This is a genomic window from Paenibacillus mesophilus (assembly GCF_005938385.1).
Lineage (GTDB): Bacteria > Bacillota > Bacilli > Paenibacillales > NBRC-103111 > Paenibacillus_AB > Paenibacillus_AB mesophilus.
Genome location: NZ_VCRA01000015.1, coordinates 143,939 through 160,409, shown reverse-complemented (window position 1 = coordinate 160,409; position 16,471 = coordinate 143,939). Strand labels below are relative to the sequence as shown.

Sequence of the window (16,471 nt, the reverse complement as noted above, 5' to 3'; positions counted from 1 at the left end):
TTCGATATAGATAATACAGCGGAGCGGTGCAAGAAGGTGAACGATTCCATGGAACAACTGTGGAAATCTGAAATAGATCAATTAGCCGCTGAATTTCTCGGTCAGGATTATAGGATTGCAACGTACGGCCAGACTCTTGTTACGACCTATCATGATGCATTGAATCCTAAGTATGCGGAGCAAAAGAAGGATTCAAGTATTGGTAGAAAGTACTTTGCCCAGATTGTTCGTAAGGTTGGAAATAAAGAAGTGAATCTGCTCACTCTTGAGTTTAACGGCATTGAAAAAAGACTGTATGTCACAATAGACCTAAGCTTCTACCAAGTTCATGAATTGGTAAAAAGTGACCGTCTAAATGCTATGCTTGACGAATTGGATCCGAAGATCGGAACATTCACCAGAACAGGATCATTTACAAGGAACGAAATTGAGCGCGCGGTACTCGGCCAGGCACTCATAGAAATGATCAAACCGAGAATTCGACCATGGATTTACATCGGGATGATGCTTCCCCTTGAAGGGGAGTTTGAAGTAAGTTCAATTATTGATTATTTGAAGCAAACCTGGGAGCAGACGGCTGCATTTCGCCAATATTCATTGGAGTACAGTGAACAGAGTGCTAAAGCCGCTCATATCATGGACCTGCTAGCTTCTGTTGAAGAGGCCTTCACGGCAACCCTGTTCGGGAGGTTCTATCAGATTCAATATGGAGTTACAGGGAATGAGAAATCAGGTGAAAGAGAACAAGAATTTTCCTTAAAGAGGGATGGGCAGACGATCGTTCAAGGTTGTTTATTATATAGAGAGTACGAGGTGAGATCCGGTTCATCCAGACCCATGCTCGCAGTTGATGTGGAAGGCCACAATCATACCTATACCAACGTTGAGGCACTGCTTGGCGAAGGCCTTAAGGAATGGAGGTTATTCAAATCATTTCGAACAACAAATCAGGATAACGAAGAATTAAAGCAAGAAGCGATTGAATTACTAAGTCAGCATGATTTTGAAGTGGAACAAAATGGCTATCGGATCGGAACGTATAATAACGCTGCGCGGCGTTTCGAAGAGGATGTCCGTGAAATCAAAGGGAAATTGGTGTGCGCCGCGTTGTTGTTTGCTCACGTAGCTGGCCGTGGCAAATTCAAATTCCTTGAAACAGATGCGACAAACGACTCTTCCATCGTAAATGGCGATCATATAGATGATGATTCGAAGGAGATTATAGAATACAACTGTACCTTTAATTTCCCTGTTATTTATGAGGCCGTTCAGAACAGTTCCTTAACATTTGCTAAAGATTTGATCAGGGATCTGCATCTGAATTTGACTGCTTTGGACGACAAGCATTTCGTGATTCTTAGCGGTATCTCAGGAACCGGTAAAACGCAATTGGCTAAGCTCTATGCGAATGCAGTATATGGTTTATCTTATGAGGCCGATAATCCTTATTTGTCCATCATACCTGTCCGGCCGGACTGGACCGATGGGACGGCACTGTTCGGTTATTACAGTTCATTTGAGAACAGGTATATGATGACGGAGTTTCTGCGAATCATCCTGCATGCGCATGAGGAGCGCGAAAAGCCACATTTTATTGTATTGGATGAAATGAATCTTGCGAGAGTCGAGTATTATTTAAGCGATTACCTAAGCGGCGTAGAGTCGCATAAGGAAGTCCCTCTGCACAACCGGAATGATCTGGATGGAATTCCATCCAAAATCAATATTCCGCCCAATGTATATCTTATCGGTACGATCAATGTTGATGAAACGACTCATAGCATCTCGGATAAAGTATTGGATCGTGCATTCGTAATGACTCTAAGCGACGTGGATTTGGAAACGTTCTGGAGTCGTATGGACGAAGGGATCAGAACCGGACTTCAGAGTGAATTTACATATTTGAAGCGGCTGCATGGGCTATTGGCACCTAATCACCTTCATTTTGGATACCGGACGATGAGCGAGATGATGAAAAAGCTGAGCAGCCATCTGGTATTGGACGCTGAGTATCAGACCTCAAGAATAGCGATGCTGGATCAGGTGATTTCGGAAAAGGTGCTTCCGAAGTTAAAGGGTGATGATCGTATTGCTGAGTTGCTCAAGGATTTGAAAGACTTGTTTGCTGAACATTTGGGTCAAGAATCGATTAGCTGCAGTCATATCATTCGCATGGAGAAGGAGCTTTTACGATATGGAGCAACACAGTTCTGGCGGTAAACTATTGCTCCGAAGTAACGATAAAGTATGGGTTGCCTTGGAGGAGGCCTACCTGACCGAAGCGACATCCTACGAATGGAAGTACATCATGGACGACTTGGGGCAGCTGCCCTCGATCTATTTTTGCGGTTTGGCGCTATTTCCGCACCGGGTGCAGCAAGGTGAGGCTTATGGTCATCTGACTACCCCCTTTCAAAGCGGAAAAGTCCACTTTCAAATCAACGGGGTGCAGCTTGAAACCTATATTTATCCCGATAGCCGGAAAATGACGGAAGAGCAATATCACCTTATGCTAAACGATATTCTGAAGGAAGCATCCCTTTGTTTTGAATACTCGCATATTGAGGCGGGCATTGATGCCGATCAGCATTCTCGTGAGCTTTCATTGGCACAATGGTGCTATATTGAATCGTCGTTTGCGTTGTTGACTGCTATGATCTGGAGTATCATTCAACAACCGATCCGTATGCTTCAAGCTAGCGAGAGGCAGATGAGACGGGATCGTGTCAAAAGTGTGGAACCCAAAACCTTGGCATGGATGGAACAAAACAGGGGTCGAGGCACTAGCAGCGATATACCGGAAACGGTGAAATCTACAACCCGAACGGATAGCTATAATACTTATGAAAACAAGCTATTAAAGCGTTGGCTGGTGGAGCTAAGGCATCTACTGAAGATGTACGGTAAGAGCGTTCCGGAAGAACAAGCGGTTAGAGCAGAATCCTATGCGGACAAAGTTGGTTATTGGTTGCAAGATCCTTTTTTCAAGCAGGTTTCACCCTACAAAGGGGTCATTCGAATTACGCAGGTTTTCCGAAAACATCCTTCATATCGACAATGCTATCATTGGTTTGATCGTTTGTACAAGCATGGGGCCGAGCGCATCGGCATGAGCTATCATTATCCGCTGCGGGAAACCTTTGCCTTATATGAGATATGGTGCTATATGCAGCTTGTTAAGCTGTTTCGGGAAAAGGGCTTGTTAGAAGATAGCAGCGGGTTATTCCGTACGACAAGGGAAGGTCTCTTCCTTCATTTTGCAGAGCATAACGAGAGTATGGTGAAGTTGAAAAATGATATGCGGCTCTCGTATCAACGTGTATTTCAAAGTAATTCCCCCCGCTTTTATACCTATACGCAGAGAATGATTCCTGATATTGTCATCGAAGCAGGGGATACCTTATATGTGCTGGATCCGAAGTACCGCGTTGCTGCCAATCTAGGTACAGCGTTAGGTGAAATGCATAAGTACAGAGACGGGATTTTGCGTTGTTGTAACGACAGTCGGGCGGTTCATAGCGTGTTTATTTTAACACCTGTTCAAGATGCTGAACTTAATTATTTCAGACCTGATTTTCACAACAGATATAGGATGGGTGCCATCGCGCTTACACCTGGGGGAGACACGAACCTATTGAGTGATTGGATCTATAATCAACTGGTTCAAGGGGGAGGAGAAACGACATGATTGCTGAAATTCACAATAAAATTTCACGATCCGGAAGCAATCTGTCGGACCGGTTGGAAGATCAATTAACCGGCGATTTCTTTGGCTCCATACGCTACTTACCCTTTCATATAGGCTTGAAACACGTATTGGATGCCGTTCGGTTCCAGAAGGCTGATCAAGCTTCAGGGCGAAACTGGAGGAAGCTACTTGGATCAATTCAAGATTACGATTATCAAATGCATTTCTGGTTTCGACATACAGAGGGAGAAATTGATCTGATCATGGAACATTCCGATGTCGTTATCGGAATTGAAGTGAAATATTATAGTGGACTTTCATCTGACGATGAAGATACAGAGGAAATCGTTACTCCCGAAGAAAGCTGCCATCAGTTAGCTCGATACTCCCGGCTGCTTGAAGATATTCGGCAAGGACGCCAGGCCTATCTTATATTCTTGGCACCGAATAATATTCTGACTCCTGTAGAAGCGGGTATAATGGGGCGGTCAATTATATCTCCTAATATCTCTTTAGGGTTCTTAGCTTGGCAGAACGTATTGGAGCAGCTCAAATCCATAGAACTAACTCAATTGGATGCCGGTCAACGGATGATTATTCAAGACTTATCGGATCTTCTCGTAAGAAAAGGATTCGAGCGGTTCAAGGGATTCCTTTCCGGTACTCAAAATGTGAGTGTTCATGATAACGCATATTTATTTAAAGGAAAATCACACAATCAACGAGCTTTAAATTGGCCCATAAATGTCTTCGTACAGGAGGATAGCTATGTCTTCAACAAATGACTTTGGCGGGAATATCAGCTTATCAGTTAAGGTGCTTCGGGAAACGTACAAAAATATAAATCTGCTCTTTAACGAAATGGACATCATTGGCAAAGAACACGGCTTCATTTCCCTAACCCCCAAATTTCTTCGATGGAAGTCAGACAGCTATGAGGATGGCTGGTTGCTTAGCAATTTTATCAAAGTCTATCAAGTAGAGGGGGATTCTGCCGGAAACGATAATGTCCCAGACTTGAAGGACGGAGATGTATTTGTCGTGGAAATTGATTTAGAGGGGGAAGAGGACTATCCGGAGATTTCCATATCTCGATTTCAATATGATTTGACTAAGTGGGAGCGAATGCCTTCTATAGCAGATCACTGGCTTTTTCATGATCCTTATCGCTTAGAGAACCATTTCACTATTGAAGAAACAGATCAAGTATGGAGATGCAGGACGAAAACAAAGTCAATCAATAGGTACTGGGGGCTTAAACAAGCAATTGGAAAGGCATTTCCCCTATTTACCGTATGTGATTCCGAGGCAATAAAATCACATATATTTGAGGCATTGTTAAAGTTGCCTGAATCGTAAGAACGATATGGGGAAAGGGCGTGCAAAGCTTGAATCAGATCGATTTTGCTATTGAATTTGCAGCACATGCGCATCGAAACCAGCTAAGGAAGGGAACAGAAATTCCCTATATCAGCCACCCTTTTGGGGTAGGTATGATTTTGCTTGAAGCCAAATGCAATGAGGGAGTTATTATCGCGGGTTTACTTCACGATACATTGGAGGATACGGAGACTACGGAGGACGATATTCGCAGCCGATTCGGATCCGAGGTACTAAGGCTTGTGCAGGGGGCTTCTGAACCGGATAAGCACTTATCTTGGGAAGAACGAAAACAACATACGTTGGAATTCCTGAAAAGTGCAGATCTTGCCACTAGGCAATTGGCGTGTGCGGACAAGCTGCATAATCTTCGTTCTATTAGACGAGATGTTTCACTCTATGGGAATACGGCATGGAACAAATTTAAACGAGGTTATGATGATCAGAAATGGTACTATACCAGCTTGATAGAAAGCCTTGGATACGGATCGCGATTCCCGTTATTGGATATGTTTCAGGATGAAGTTGAGTCATTCTTCATGAACCTGGAGCTTATTGAAGACCTAAAGAATTGCCGTCGAAACAAGAAGTTCTACGATGCTGTGTTTGAATGTTTATTCGCTGATCCCGAGCGTGTTAGCCAATTAGAGGGGGAGTTGGAGGGGAGAGATTTATTAGATTTCAAGAAATCCGTCTTTGATTTGATAGAGCGTTATCGCAATTCAGAGGAAGACAGCTATGCTGACAAACAAGAGATGTATCGTTATTTAACCTGCCGCGGGATTGAATTTGAGATTAATTCGGATGGGACGGATATGATCATTTCGGCATGTGCTGCCATGCAAGAGATGTTCTATCTACACCCTCATGAAGTCTATCACCATTTTTACCGAAATCTGAAGAGAGGGCTGCTGTAATGATGCTTACTCTCAATTAGTACACTGGTTGTTTGATTGGATCAGTAGAAACGACGATGTATTACCGTTCCCACAACTCCCATTAATTTATAATACTCCCTGTATAAAAGAGTTAACGAGGAGTATTTGTCCAGGGACGATTCATACGAAAGAAAGCAATTTATAGAACAAGCAAGAATCACTTTCCTGTGAGGGAAGGTATGTTGGAGAAATTCCAATACATGGGGAGGACCCTGAGTGTAAAACGATTGAACGAGGAATCAGACAGTTGGTTGGTTTGCTGCAATCCGACTATTGAGCCTGAATGGAACATAAAATGTGCAGGCAATGAACGAATGCGCGGTGAAGTATTGGCCGCGCATTTATTTAACTTCTTACAACCAGTATAGTTGAGGTTTTCAGTCCAAAAGTTAATCTGAACCGTCAGGAATGGAACAAATTCCATACTTACATGATGTAACAGGGACAAGGAGCTACCTCTGCTTATCGAACAAATAGCGCCGGATGACTTCGCAACTAGCACATATTTTGATACATTACGATGCGTTATACACATTTCCACAACATTCGACATATCGAAAAGTGTAAAATTAGGTCATATGTCATGGGTTTATGCAACTATAGTGAATCCGAAAATTAGTTAAGTGGATACATCCTAACCCCAATATATGTCCATCTTGTTGTGATATAGTTGGAAAAAGAGTTGAAGAAGGGGGAGCTTGCTTGAACCTTGATTTTAAGGGTAATAAAGGGTTTCGCCTGTTGAATATGCACGAACTGCTCAATAGGGGTGAACTCATCAAGAAGGCAGAGCTTGCCAAGCGATACGGGGTAACAGAAAAAACGATTCAACGTGACATTGACGAATTAAGAGTGTATTTGGCTGACACCCGTTTTGCGGATGGGGAGGTATCCATCATATATGACAGATTTCGATCAGGATACTACCTTGTTCGTATGGAGCGCGAGTGGATTACTAACGAAGAGGTTTTAGCTGTATGTAAAATCCTTCTTGAGAGCCGGGCGTTTTGCAAGGAAGAGCTGGACGCACTTATTGTAAAATTATTAGCGCAGGTAACGACAAATGACCGCAAGCAGGTCGAGAACATGATCCGTAACGAGCAGTTTTATTACGTTCCATTGAGGCATGGCAAGAAGCTTCTCGAGAAAATATGGGAGCTTTCGCAGTACATAACGCAAAACGAAGTAGTCCGGATTTCTTATGTCCGTAAAGACGGTATGGAGCGGGAGCATGAAGTGAAGCCGGTCGCCATTATGTTTTCAGAATACTATTTCTATCTGGTTGCATTTATGTCCGATGATCGCCATGACTTCCCCACGGTGTTTCGTGTGGATAGGATTGGAAGGTTTCAAGGTACGGGAACCAAATTTAAAGTGCCTTATAAGGACAAGTTCAACGACGGAGAGTTTCGCAAGCGAGTGCAGTTCATGTATTCAGGTGAATTGCGCAGGGTGAAGTTTAAGTTTAGCGGCGCTTCTATTGACGCTGTATTGGATAGGCTGCCGACGGCAGAGATATTGTCGGAAAATCAAGGAATTTATGTGATTTCAGTTGAGGTTTATGGAAATGGTGTCGATATGTGGATGCGAAGCCAGGGAGAGAAGGTTGAGGTGCTTTAACTACGAATGGAAAGTACTCTACGAAATAATTTTGTAACCTCGCACAGCTTGATAGCGCATCCGCTAAAGAAGGCGAAGAAAAAAACTAAGATTCAATACTATGTCATACTCGAATATCTTGTGAACCGATGTGCAGGTTTTGCCGAATACGCAAGCGCTCGGTTATCACAATACCATTCAATGCTTATCGGAAATGAGAGCGCAGTTGTCTTAACTGATGGAAATCGTGAACGCATGATTCGTTCAATGGTAAATGACTGGTTAAGACCATGGATGTGGAAATATCGCCTCTGGCTTATGTGTGACATTGCGCTTATCGCAGCAGATAAGAGCGCGATTGAGAAAGCACAAAAGATCATGCTGGGATATTTGAACAAACGGCAGTCCGCTGCACTGGGTATACTGGTATCTGCCCTTTTTACCAATGAGGCGGTCCCGCAAAAGCTGCTTTTTGCCGAGGGATTGATTCACCAGTTTCGGGTAAACCGAAGATTTGCAGCGCAACAGGAAATGCGAATCTTGATTACGGCCAATATGAGCGCCGGAAAATCTACGCTTATCAATGCCCTGATCGGCAAGCAAGTCGCTCGAACATCGCAAGAAGCTTGCACAGCGAACCTGTGTTACTTGTTCAACAAGCCGGTTGAAGATGGCTCCATTTACTTGCTCGCCCCGCGGCTTAATCTGAATGCGACATACGACGATCTAATGGATGCTGGGCAAGCAGGTAGCAGTGATATCGCCTCCTATTTCCGTTCTTTCGTTCATTTGGATTCACCAAGTAGAATTTGTCTGATCGATACTCCCGGTGTAAATTCCGCTATCAATCGGGAGCACGGCATACGGACCCGTAAAGCGATACTGGACGAGCAATACGATAAGCTCATCTATGTACTGAACGCTAACCAACTCGGGACAGACGAGGAAATTCGTTACTTGAAATACGTTTCCGAAAATGTGCCAGGAGATAAGGTCATTTTTGTGCTTAATAAACTTGATAATTTCAAAAGCACAGATGATTCAATTGCCGCAAGCATTGAGGGTGTCCAACATGATCTTGTTCATCTCGGATTTGAAAATCCAGTCATATGTCCGTTATCTGCTTACTTCGCATTCTTGTTGAAAATGAAGCAGAATGGCGAGCCCATGAATGAGGATGAGCAAGATGCATATGACTACTACGTGAAAAAATTCAGTAGGCCGGAGTATGACATGTCTACCTACTTGGATGAATCCACCACTCCAGTACAGGCAGCTAAAGACGAGCGATCGGCACTTGCAGTGAGATGCGGGCTTTACGGTCTGGAAAACATACTATACGGGGGAAGCGACCGATGAAAAAAGTATTTGTAAAGTATAATCCATATAAGCTTGAAACGGAAATTACCGTTGAGGGGAAACGTTTGGCGCAAAACAGCAAGCTTGGCGAGAAAGCTGCCGACGGCTCACGATTGCAGGAATGGGTCGAGGAACTCCCGCGCATCCTTATTGACGAGTACAATGATACGAATTTTGAAGTGACGTTCCACGGCACGCTGCTCGACTACGAGGACTTGGTCGATGTATTCACCGAATCACATGTAAGAGGCGAGTTGACGGCAACGATTGAAAGAAAACCTGCCAAAGAAACGTCGGATAAAGAAGCGCTTATCGACGAGGTGTTCAAAGAAATTCAACAAGGTCCCTTCGATGAGCTCAGAGATGTGGAAATCGTAAGTGCATTCCAGCATGCAAAAAGCAGCGATTTCGAGGTTTGTGTTGTGGCAACAATGAGCGCTGGCAAATCCACGCTTATTAACGCGATGCTCGGCACCAAGCTGATGCCATCCAAGCAAGAGGCTTGCACGGCAATCATTACGCGAATTAAGGACATAACGCAGGATGCCGTACCATTTGGGGCGGAGGTTTACAATAAAGAGGGCGATCTGGCTGAGACGCATGCAAAATTAACTTATCCGATCATGGAACGTTTGAATTCCAGCGAGAACATTTCCGCCATCCATGTTTCGGGAAATATTCCATTCGTTTCGTCGGAAGATGTTTCGCTTGTGCTCATTGATACGCCGGGACCGAACAATTCGCGTGACCCCAGACATAGGAAGGTGCAGAGCGAATTTCTTGGCAAATCGTCAAAGTCGCTCGTACTCTATATTATGACAGGAGAATTTGGGACGGACGATGACAATGCTTTGTTGAATCGCGTCGCCGAGAGTATGAGTGTCGGGGGCAAGCAGTCGAAGGACAGATTCATCTTCGTTGTTAATAAACTGGATGATCGCAAAAAGGAAGATGGCGATACAAGTCAGACGTTAGAGCGCGTACGCTCGTATCTGAAAAACCATGGCATAGCAAATCCGAATCTATTCCCTGCGTCCGCCCTGCCTGCGCTTAACATTAGACTGATGGCAAGCGGAGCGGATGTGGACATGGATACAGTTGATGAGACAGAAATGAAGGTTAAGAAGTTGAACCGCAACGAAACGTTGCACTTTGAAACGTATGCATCACTCCCTCCAAGCATTCGCGGTGAGATCAATGGCCAGCTTGCGTCTACGAAGGCAGCGTGGAATGGCAGAGATAACGAGGATACGAACGAAGCATTAATTCACACTGGCATTGTCTCTATCGAGGCTGCGATTCGCCAGTATGTGCAGAAATATGCCAAGACAGCCAAAATTAAAAATATTGTCGACATATTCATGCACAAACTGGATGAAGTAGACTGTTTTGAAGTAACGAAGCGCGAGCTTGCTAAAAACCGCGATGATAGTAAGCGGATTGTTAAAATGATTGATTTGATCCGTGAGAAAATAGATAGTGCACACGATGCGAAGAAATTTAAGAAGAACGTTGAAGAGGCGGTTGCCAAGGTGACTGAGTCTTCCAAAGTAGTGGTAGAAGAAGTAATACAAAAGTTCCAAAACCGGATCACAAAACGTATCGACGATTCACGAGGCCAGGAGCTTTCACTCGAGGATGCCGAGGACGAAGTTGTGCGGTTGACGAAGTTCGTAGAGAAGCTAGAGCCGGATTTTGAAGAGGATCTGGATGACCTTATCCGAACGGACTTGGAAGAAACAGTAGATGCCTTGTTGGACGAATATAAGAAAAAGCTTCGTTCATTAATTGATGAAATGGATACCAAAGATCTCAATAGTGTATCCATTGATCCCTTAAAAATAATGAATGGTAGTGTACAGGGACTAAACTATTCGGCAAGGCATCTTGTACGCGAAGAAGATCGGGTTGTCGGTCAGGAAAGTTATGAAGTCAAAGAGCGTACAAGAGGCTGGTTTAAAAGTGTAAAATTTTGGCCTAAGAGCGAGTCTGTTACCAAGTACCGCGACATTTACAAAACGATCCGCTACATTAAAGGCGATGAACTAGCGCAAGAGTTTCTAAGCTCTGTACAGCAGAGCTTATTCGAAAACGGTATGGCTGCTCGCAAACATGCGCTTCAGCAGTCCAACCGAATCGCTGATCGTTTCCATAAAGAGTTTACTAGGCTTGACGGTGTGCTCAAGGAAAAGCTTGCTGAGCTGGAGGGTTACGCCACCGATAAAGAGAAAGCTGATGAACGTATTAAAGAATCGGAACGCAAGCTCAATTGGCTGGAGCATATCAAAGCCAAAGTGGAATTAATTATGGAAATCTAGGGGGAACAATATCATGGCGATTACGAATGCTTTCAGAAGCGCCGTTGCATCAGGGAATGTCATAGGCATCCGAATTATGATGAAGGACAGCCTACTTGTTGACCCAACATTCGTTGAATTCCACGAGATGGAACATTGTGCTCGAACTATGGAGGGACTTTATGATGAACACGATGGACGAGAGCTCGAAGACGATAAAACCGCCTGGAACGACGACTACATGAATAAACTAATGGTTCAGGTCGTCGGCAATTTCTCGCACGAGCGGATCGGTCGTCTCAAAGAGATCGTTAGACATCTACGCCCGGTTGCTTCACATACACCAGCAAGACCTTCAAGCGGCAGCGTTATCAGTAAGGTTCCCGGCAGTAGCAGTAGCAGAATCGTTGGTGCTAATAACGGTAATTATACCTTTCGCGAACCATCCAGCAGCTCGTGGCGATCGTCGCCCCCCAGTCCCAGGCAACAGCAATGGATTGGTAAGCAAAATAAGCGATTGCGCACTACCAGAGTCACAACTGGAGCCGTCGCAGGCGGAGTCGTCGTCGGTACGGCCACCGCAATTGCCGGAGGCAGCTTTGTCGCAGGCGCTGCCGCAGGAGCGGTCATCGTTGGTGCCGTCGTGTGGGCCGCAACAAACAGGAGGTAGTCCTATGAGTGATTTTATAGACTTGACTGGCGGGAAGAGAACGGTGGCGGTGAATGTCGAGAGCGAAAGCGAATTAATAACCTCCGCCCCGCCAACCAGCAATGTCCCAAGCTATGATACACTGCAGAGTCAGCTTGCCGAGGCGAGCTTGCTTGTCGACGACATTGTGCTCAAAAACTACTTAACCAAGCTCACCGAGCTTGATATTATTCCACTCCCCGATATTCTGAAGCAAATTAGCGATATTCGTTTGTTTAAAATAACCGAAATGGTCTATCAAAACGATGAGTACTCGACCTACAAGTTTGCTTCTGTATTCAATTCGGTACAAAACCTGAACTGCGGTGTATTCATTATTGCCGACAGCGATGGTCAGAGAACCGACTTTTATATGGGCGTTCGCACACTCGACGACAAGCGGACAACGAAATCGCTCAAAGATACGTTAAGAAACGCACTGCGCGGTCAGTTCCCTGGCGTTAAGACGAACGATCTTCTCGACTCTGCTGCAGAGCAGGTTCTGTCGGGCGTCCAGTCGAAGAACATCGCGGCTGTTTCTTGCGTCGCTAACAATAAAGATGCCGAATTCACCGATAACGAACGGTTTATTCAAGGGCTCGACAAGCTAGTATTAGCCATGCAGGGGCAACGCTATACAGCCATCGTATTGGCGAAGAGCACGCCAACCGAGCAGTTGGCAGAAACGCGCCATGCATACGAAAACGTGTATACACAGCTTTCGCCGTTTGCGAATATGCAGCTTAGCTATGGCACGAATACCGCTTTGAATGTTTCTGATGCTTTCTCAAGAGGAACGACAACGGGCACTTCCCATTCGACCAACCACTCGACCCAGACCGGCACAAGCCATTCTTCGAGTTGGACAATCAATGAGTCCGAGACGAAGACCGATACAGCCGCCATGATTGCGAAGGGAGCTGGTACAGCTTTGCTTGGCGTAGCGAGCATTGTTACTGCTCCGCTGACTGGCGGTGCGAGCCTTGCTGCCGCTGGGGCAATCATGGCGGGTTCTGTTGGCTTAAGCGCTATCAATCCCAAGTCGGTCACGAAAGGAACCTCTACGAGCGAGAACAATAGCGAGACTTCCGCCGAAACGTTCGGAATGTCCGACTCCACGAATGAAGGCACAAGTGATAACTATACCAAGACAAAAGGCTTAACATCGGGAACCTCTGACAATATGCAGCTAACCATGCAGAACAAGACGCTGATCAACACGCTTGAGCGGATTGATCAGCAGTTAAAGCGCATTGACGAATGCGAAAGTCTCGGCATGTGGGAATGCGCTGCCTATTTCTTGTCAGACAGCCAAGAAACAGCGGAGATGGCGGCAGGCACGTACAAGGCCTTGACGAAGGGCGCGAAGTCCGGTGTAGAAACGTCAGCGATTAACTTCTGGGGACGCCATCATACCGAACAGATTCCTATGCTTCGGGAGTACATTACGAATTTTATCCACCCTGTCTTTGCGTATCGGACGAAATCGACGATGCTTCCCGTAACAGCTTCCTCGTTAGTAAGCGGCAACGAGCTCGCGATTCAGATGGGGCTTCCCCGCAAGTCCGTATGCGGATTTCCCGTCATTGAACACGCTGATTTCGGGAAGGAAGTTGTCAAATATAATCAGCGCAATCGCGAGAATGGCTTTATTCTCGGCAATGTGTTCACGATGGGAAGCCCAACCAATACAGAGGTGCGCCTTGATCGAGATTCGATGGCCATGCATACGTTTGTAACAGGTTCCACCGGCTCCGGCAAAAGCAACACTGTATATGAAATACTTAACCAGCTGCGGAACGTATATGGCATCCCGTTTCTGGTCGTTGAGCCGGCCAAGGGTGAGTACAAGAATGTGTTTGGGCAATTTGCCGATGTATCGGTTTATGGCACTAACCCTAAGAAATCGGATTTACTTCGAATAAATCCGTTCCGCTTCCCGCCCGATATTCACGTTTTGGAGCATTTGGACAGGCTTGTTGAATTGCTTAACGTATGTTGGCCGATGTATGCCGCAATGCCGGCTATCTTAAAGGAAGCGATGGAACGTTCCTATATTGCGGCAGGCTGGAATTTAAGCACCTCCGAGAATCCGAAGGGCGATGTATTTCCAAACTTTACAGATCTGCTGGAGCAAATCGAGAATGTCATTAATGAGTCCAAATACTCCGCCGACAGCAAGGGTGATTACTCCGGTGCCTTGTGCACCCGTGTACGCTCCCTAACGAATGGATTGAATGGTCTCATTTTCACAAACGATGATTTAACTGATGCCGAGTTGTTCGACAAAAACGTTATTGTAGATTTGAGCCGAATCGGATCAACGGAAACCAAGTCGCTCATCATGGGACTGCTCGTTATGAAGCTCAACGAATATCGGATGACCTCAGGCCAAACGAACAGTTCGCTTAAACATCTCACTGTGCTTGAGGAAGCACATGTTTTATTAAAGCGCACATCTACAGAGCAGTCCGCTGAGAGTTCCAATCTTCTCGGTAAATCGGTAGAGATGCTTGCCAATTCAATTGCAGAGATGAGAACGTACGGAGAAGGATTTATTATCGCTGATCAGTCGCCCGGGTTATTGGATATGTCCGTCATTCGCAACACGAACACCAAAATTATTCTAAGATTGCCGGAACGAAGCGATCGTGAACTTGTAGGGTATGCCGCGAATCTAGATGAAGAGCAGATTGACGAGTTATCAAAGCTGGAGCGTGGCATTGCGGCAATTTACCAGAATGATTGGGCAGAGCCTGTGTTGGTTAAGGTGAATAAATGTAATATAGATGAAAAACAGTTCGACAGCAAAGTCCGTTTGAAGGCGACAGATCCCCAGAATGTTTGGACGCAGCTCCTGTCGTTACTTATCCAGGGTAGAGTGCGTGAACGGCTGGACTTCGATTTAAGCGAAATTGAACATGGCCTGGCTTTGCTTCATTTATCCTCGCACAACAGGGAATTTGTAGAGGAACAAATCTTAGAGTATCAATCAGAGGGGCAATTGTCCATATGGAACCCTTCCGAATTCATTAAGCTTTCTCGCCGCATTACGGGCTTGCTTGGTGTTCGTGCGCAAGTCGAAAGTTGCGTGTCTACTTCCGTTAATAATGCCGAGTTGACCGAGAAGCTTGCAAGACTCGTGAATCAGTTCGTACCCCTTGCCTCCGAAGAAGTAACTCTTGCACTAAGCCAGTGCTTGATGAAGGAGATAAGCGTCCAGCAGGAGGAATCGGAAGTTCGTGAACGGATTTATATGCAATGGATCGATTTTGTCAAAGAAAGGGCAATTGGGAAAGTTGGGGCGAAACTATGAGCATTGCTTCGTTTAAGGAAGTAGCAGAGATCTCGGAAAAGCGGCTTGCTGACTCTCCGCTCGGCAAGATGGCGGAAGGCAAGACGTTTGAAAAACCGATGAGCGAGTATGATAAGCCAATAGGTTTGGTGTGTGAAAATCTCAGAAATTGTCCGATTGAAGGCAATAATGGACACTGGGAAGGCGAGCGCGGCGACTCCAAATGGTTGCCTGATCGCGACTATATCCCATCTGAAGTGAAAGGAAGAACTCGTTCTAACCCAGATGGCATCACGATGGGGGAACTGCTCGATAAATACGGCATTGAAGACGGGATTATCTATAAGGACGGCGAGCCGGATTTTAGCGAAGTTAGTAAAGGCAACGTCGAGATTGAACCGTTCTCTACCGAACGTTCGGATAACTTCGATAAGGCGGATATCGAGTTAGCCAACCAGAAGGGCTGTGCGCCCGAGGAAGTTGCACAATGGCGCAAAGACAATAATTACACGTGGCACGAATGTAGAGATATGAGAACGATGCAGAAAGTCCCTAACGAAATTCATGCCAATTTCCCGCATAGCGGCGGAATATCTGAAGCTAAGAAAGGAAACAGTGAATCCTAATGATAAATTCAGTGTTTGGTGAGCTTGTCTTCAACGTCGGTTGGAAAGCAGAAACGGAGATTTCGCTTTTTAATAAAAACTATAATGTGATCATCAAAGCGGCAGCATACTTTGAAAAAGATGGTATTACCGCAGAACAGGAAGCGGCGATTGTTGATTTTGGTGACCATAAGAATGAACGTTTAAAAATGGTCGAAAAGCTGCTAACTGATTTTTCTGAAGGAGATGCCTCTCAGCAGTTTGTCCCAGTTATCTTATTGTTCAAACGCAATGGCAATTATGCCTTGCTTATCGATGATAGAAAAGATGAAGATGAAGGTATTGCAGTTTGTCTTCAACCAGAAGTGAAAATTGTATCACAGGATGAATATCTTTAATTTTTCTACTGACCAGAGTTCGTAAAATTGACCGATTCATTGACCCTATGTAATGACATTGTAGCAAGAAACTGAAAGGTCAGAATGATAGTGATGTGAAATACAATTAAACCGAACAACTTATGGATGAGTTAATCGACAAACAGGGGCGACGAATGCGTATATTCGACTTGCCCCTTTTTAAACATTTGTATCGATTCAACTTCATGTATCGTCTGGTCTGC

General features: G+C 45.1%; 12 protein-coding genes. All 12 read left to right on the top strand.

Features of this window, described 5'->3' with window-relative positions; translation table 11 throughout:
* The first annotated feature begins 48 nt into the window (after window positions 1-48).
* Window positions 49-2,220, top strand: coding sequence for an McrB family protein (locus FE783_RS24305; protein ID WP_138881984.1), 2,172 nt, complete (start codon window positions 49-51; stop codon window positions 2,218-2,220).
* Entirely contained in the window at window positions 2,195-3,688 is a 1,494-nt protein-coding gene (locus FE783_RS24300; protein ID WP_138881983.1) for a DUF2357 domain-containing protein, read from the top strand. Before FE783_RS24305 ends, FE783_RS24300 begins: the two co-directional genes overlap by 26 nt.
* Window positions 3,685-4,473, top strand: a complete 789-nt coding sequence (locus FE783_RS38040) for a PDDEXK family nuclease (RefSeq protein ID WP_202916250.1) — start codon at window positions 3,685-3,687, stop codon at window positions 4,471-4,473. The genes FE783_RS24300 and FE783_RS38040 overlap by 4 nt, the downstream gene beginning before the upstream one ends.
* Window positions 4,457-5,047 carry a hypothetical protein gene (locus FE783_RS24290; RefSeq protein WP_138881982.1) on the top strand — a complete coding sequence of 197 codons (591 nt, stop codon included), beginning with the start codon at window positions 4,457-4,459 and terminating at the stop codon, window positions 5,045-5,047. Before FE783_RS38040 ends, FE783_RS24290 begins: the two co-directional genes overlap by 17 nt.
* Before the next feature lie 29 nt (window positions 5,048-5,076).
* Window positions 5,077-5,985 carry an HD domain-containing protein gene (locus FE783_RS24285; protein ID WP_138881981.1) on the top strand — a complete coding sequence of 303 codons (909 nt, stop codon included), beginning with the start codon at window positions 5,077-5,079 and terminating at the stop codon, window positions 5,983-5,985.
* Between the two features lie 723 nt (window positions 5,986-6,708).
* Window positions 6,709-7,626 carry a helix-turn-helix transcriptional regulator gene (locus tag FE783_RS24280; RefSeq protein WP_202916249.1) on the top strand — a complete coding sequence of 306 codons (918 nt, stop codon included), beginning with the start codon at window positions 6,709-6,711 and terminating at the stop codon, window positions 7,624-7,626.
* Window positions 7,627-7,632: 6 nt separating this feature from the next.
* Window positions 7,633-8,964 carry a dynamin family protein gene (locus FE783_RS24275; protein ID WP_138881980.1) on the top strand — a complete coding sequence of 444 codons (1,332 nt, stop codon included), beginning with the start codon at window positions 7,633-7,635 and terminating at the stop codon, window positions 8,962-8,964.
* Entirely contained in the window at window positions 8,961-11,282 is a 2,322-nt protein-coding gene (locus tag FE783_RS24270) for a dynamin family protein (protein WP_138881979.1), read from the top strand. The genes FE783_RS24275 and FE783_RS24270 overlap by 4 nt, the downstream gene beginning before the upstream one ends.
* Before the next feature lie 13 nt (window positions 11,283-11,295).
* Window positions 11,296-11,931 (top strand): hypothetical protein, encoded by a 636-nt coding sequence (locus FE783_RS24265; RefSeq protein WP_138881978.1) that lies wholly within the window; start codon window positions 11,296-11,298, stop codon window positions 11,929-11,931.
* A 4-nt stretch (window positions 11,932-11,935) separates the two neighbouring features.
* A complete protein-coding gene (locus FE783_RS24260) occupies window positions 11,936-15,265 on the top strand; it encodes an ATP-binding protein (RefSeq protein WP_138881977.1) in 3,330 nt (1,109 codons plus the stop codon).
* Window positions 15,262-15,870 carry an HNH endonuclease signature motif containing protein gene (locus FE783_RS24255; protein ID WP_138881976.1) on the top strand — a complete coding sequence of 203 codons (609 nt, stop codon included), beginning with the start codon at window positions 15,262-15,264 and terminating at the stop codon, window positions 15,868-15,870. The genes FE783_RS24260 and FE783_RS24255 overlap by 4 nt, the downstream gene beginning before the upstream one ends.
* Window positions 15,870-16,247, top strand: coding sequence for a hypothetical protein (locus FE783_RS24250; protein WP_138881975.1), 378 nt, complete (start codon window positions 15,870-15,872; stop codon window positions 16,245-16,247). The genes FE783_RS24255 and FE783_RS24250 overlap by 1 nt, the downstream gene beginning before the upstream one ends.
* Window positions 16,248-16,471: the final 224 nt, after the last annotated feature.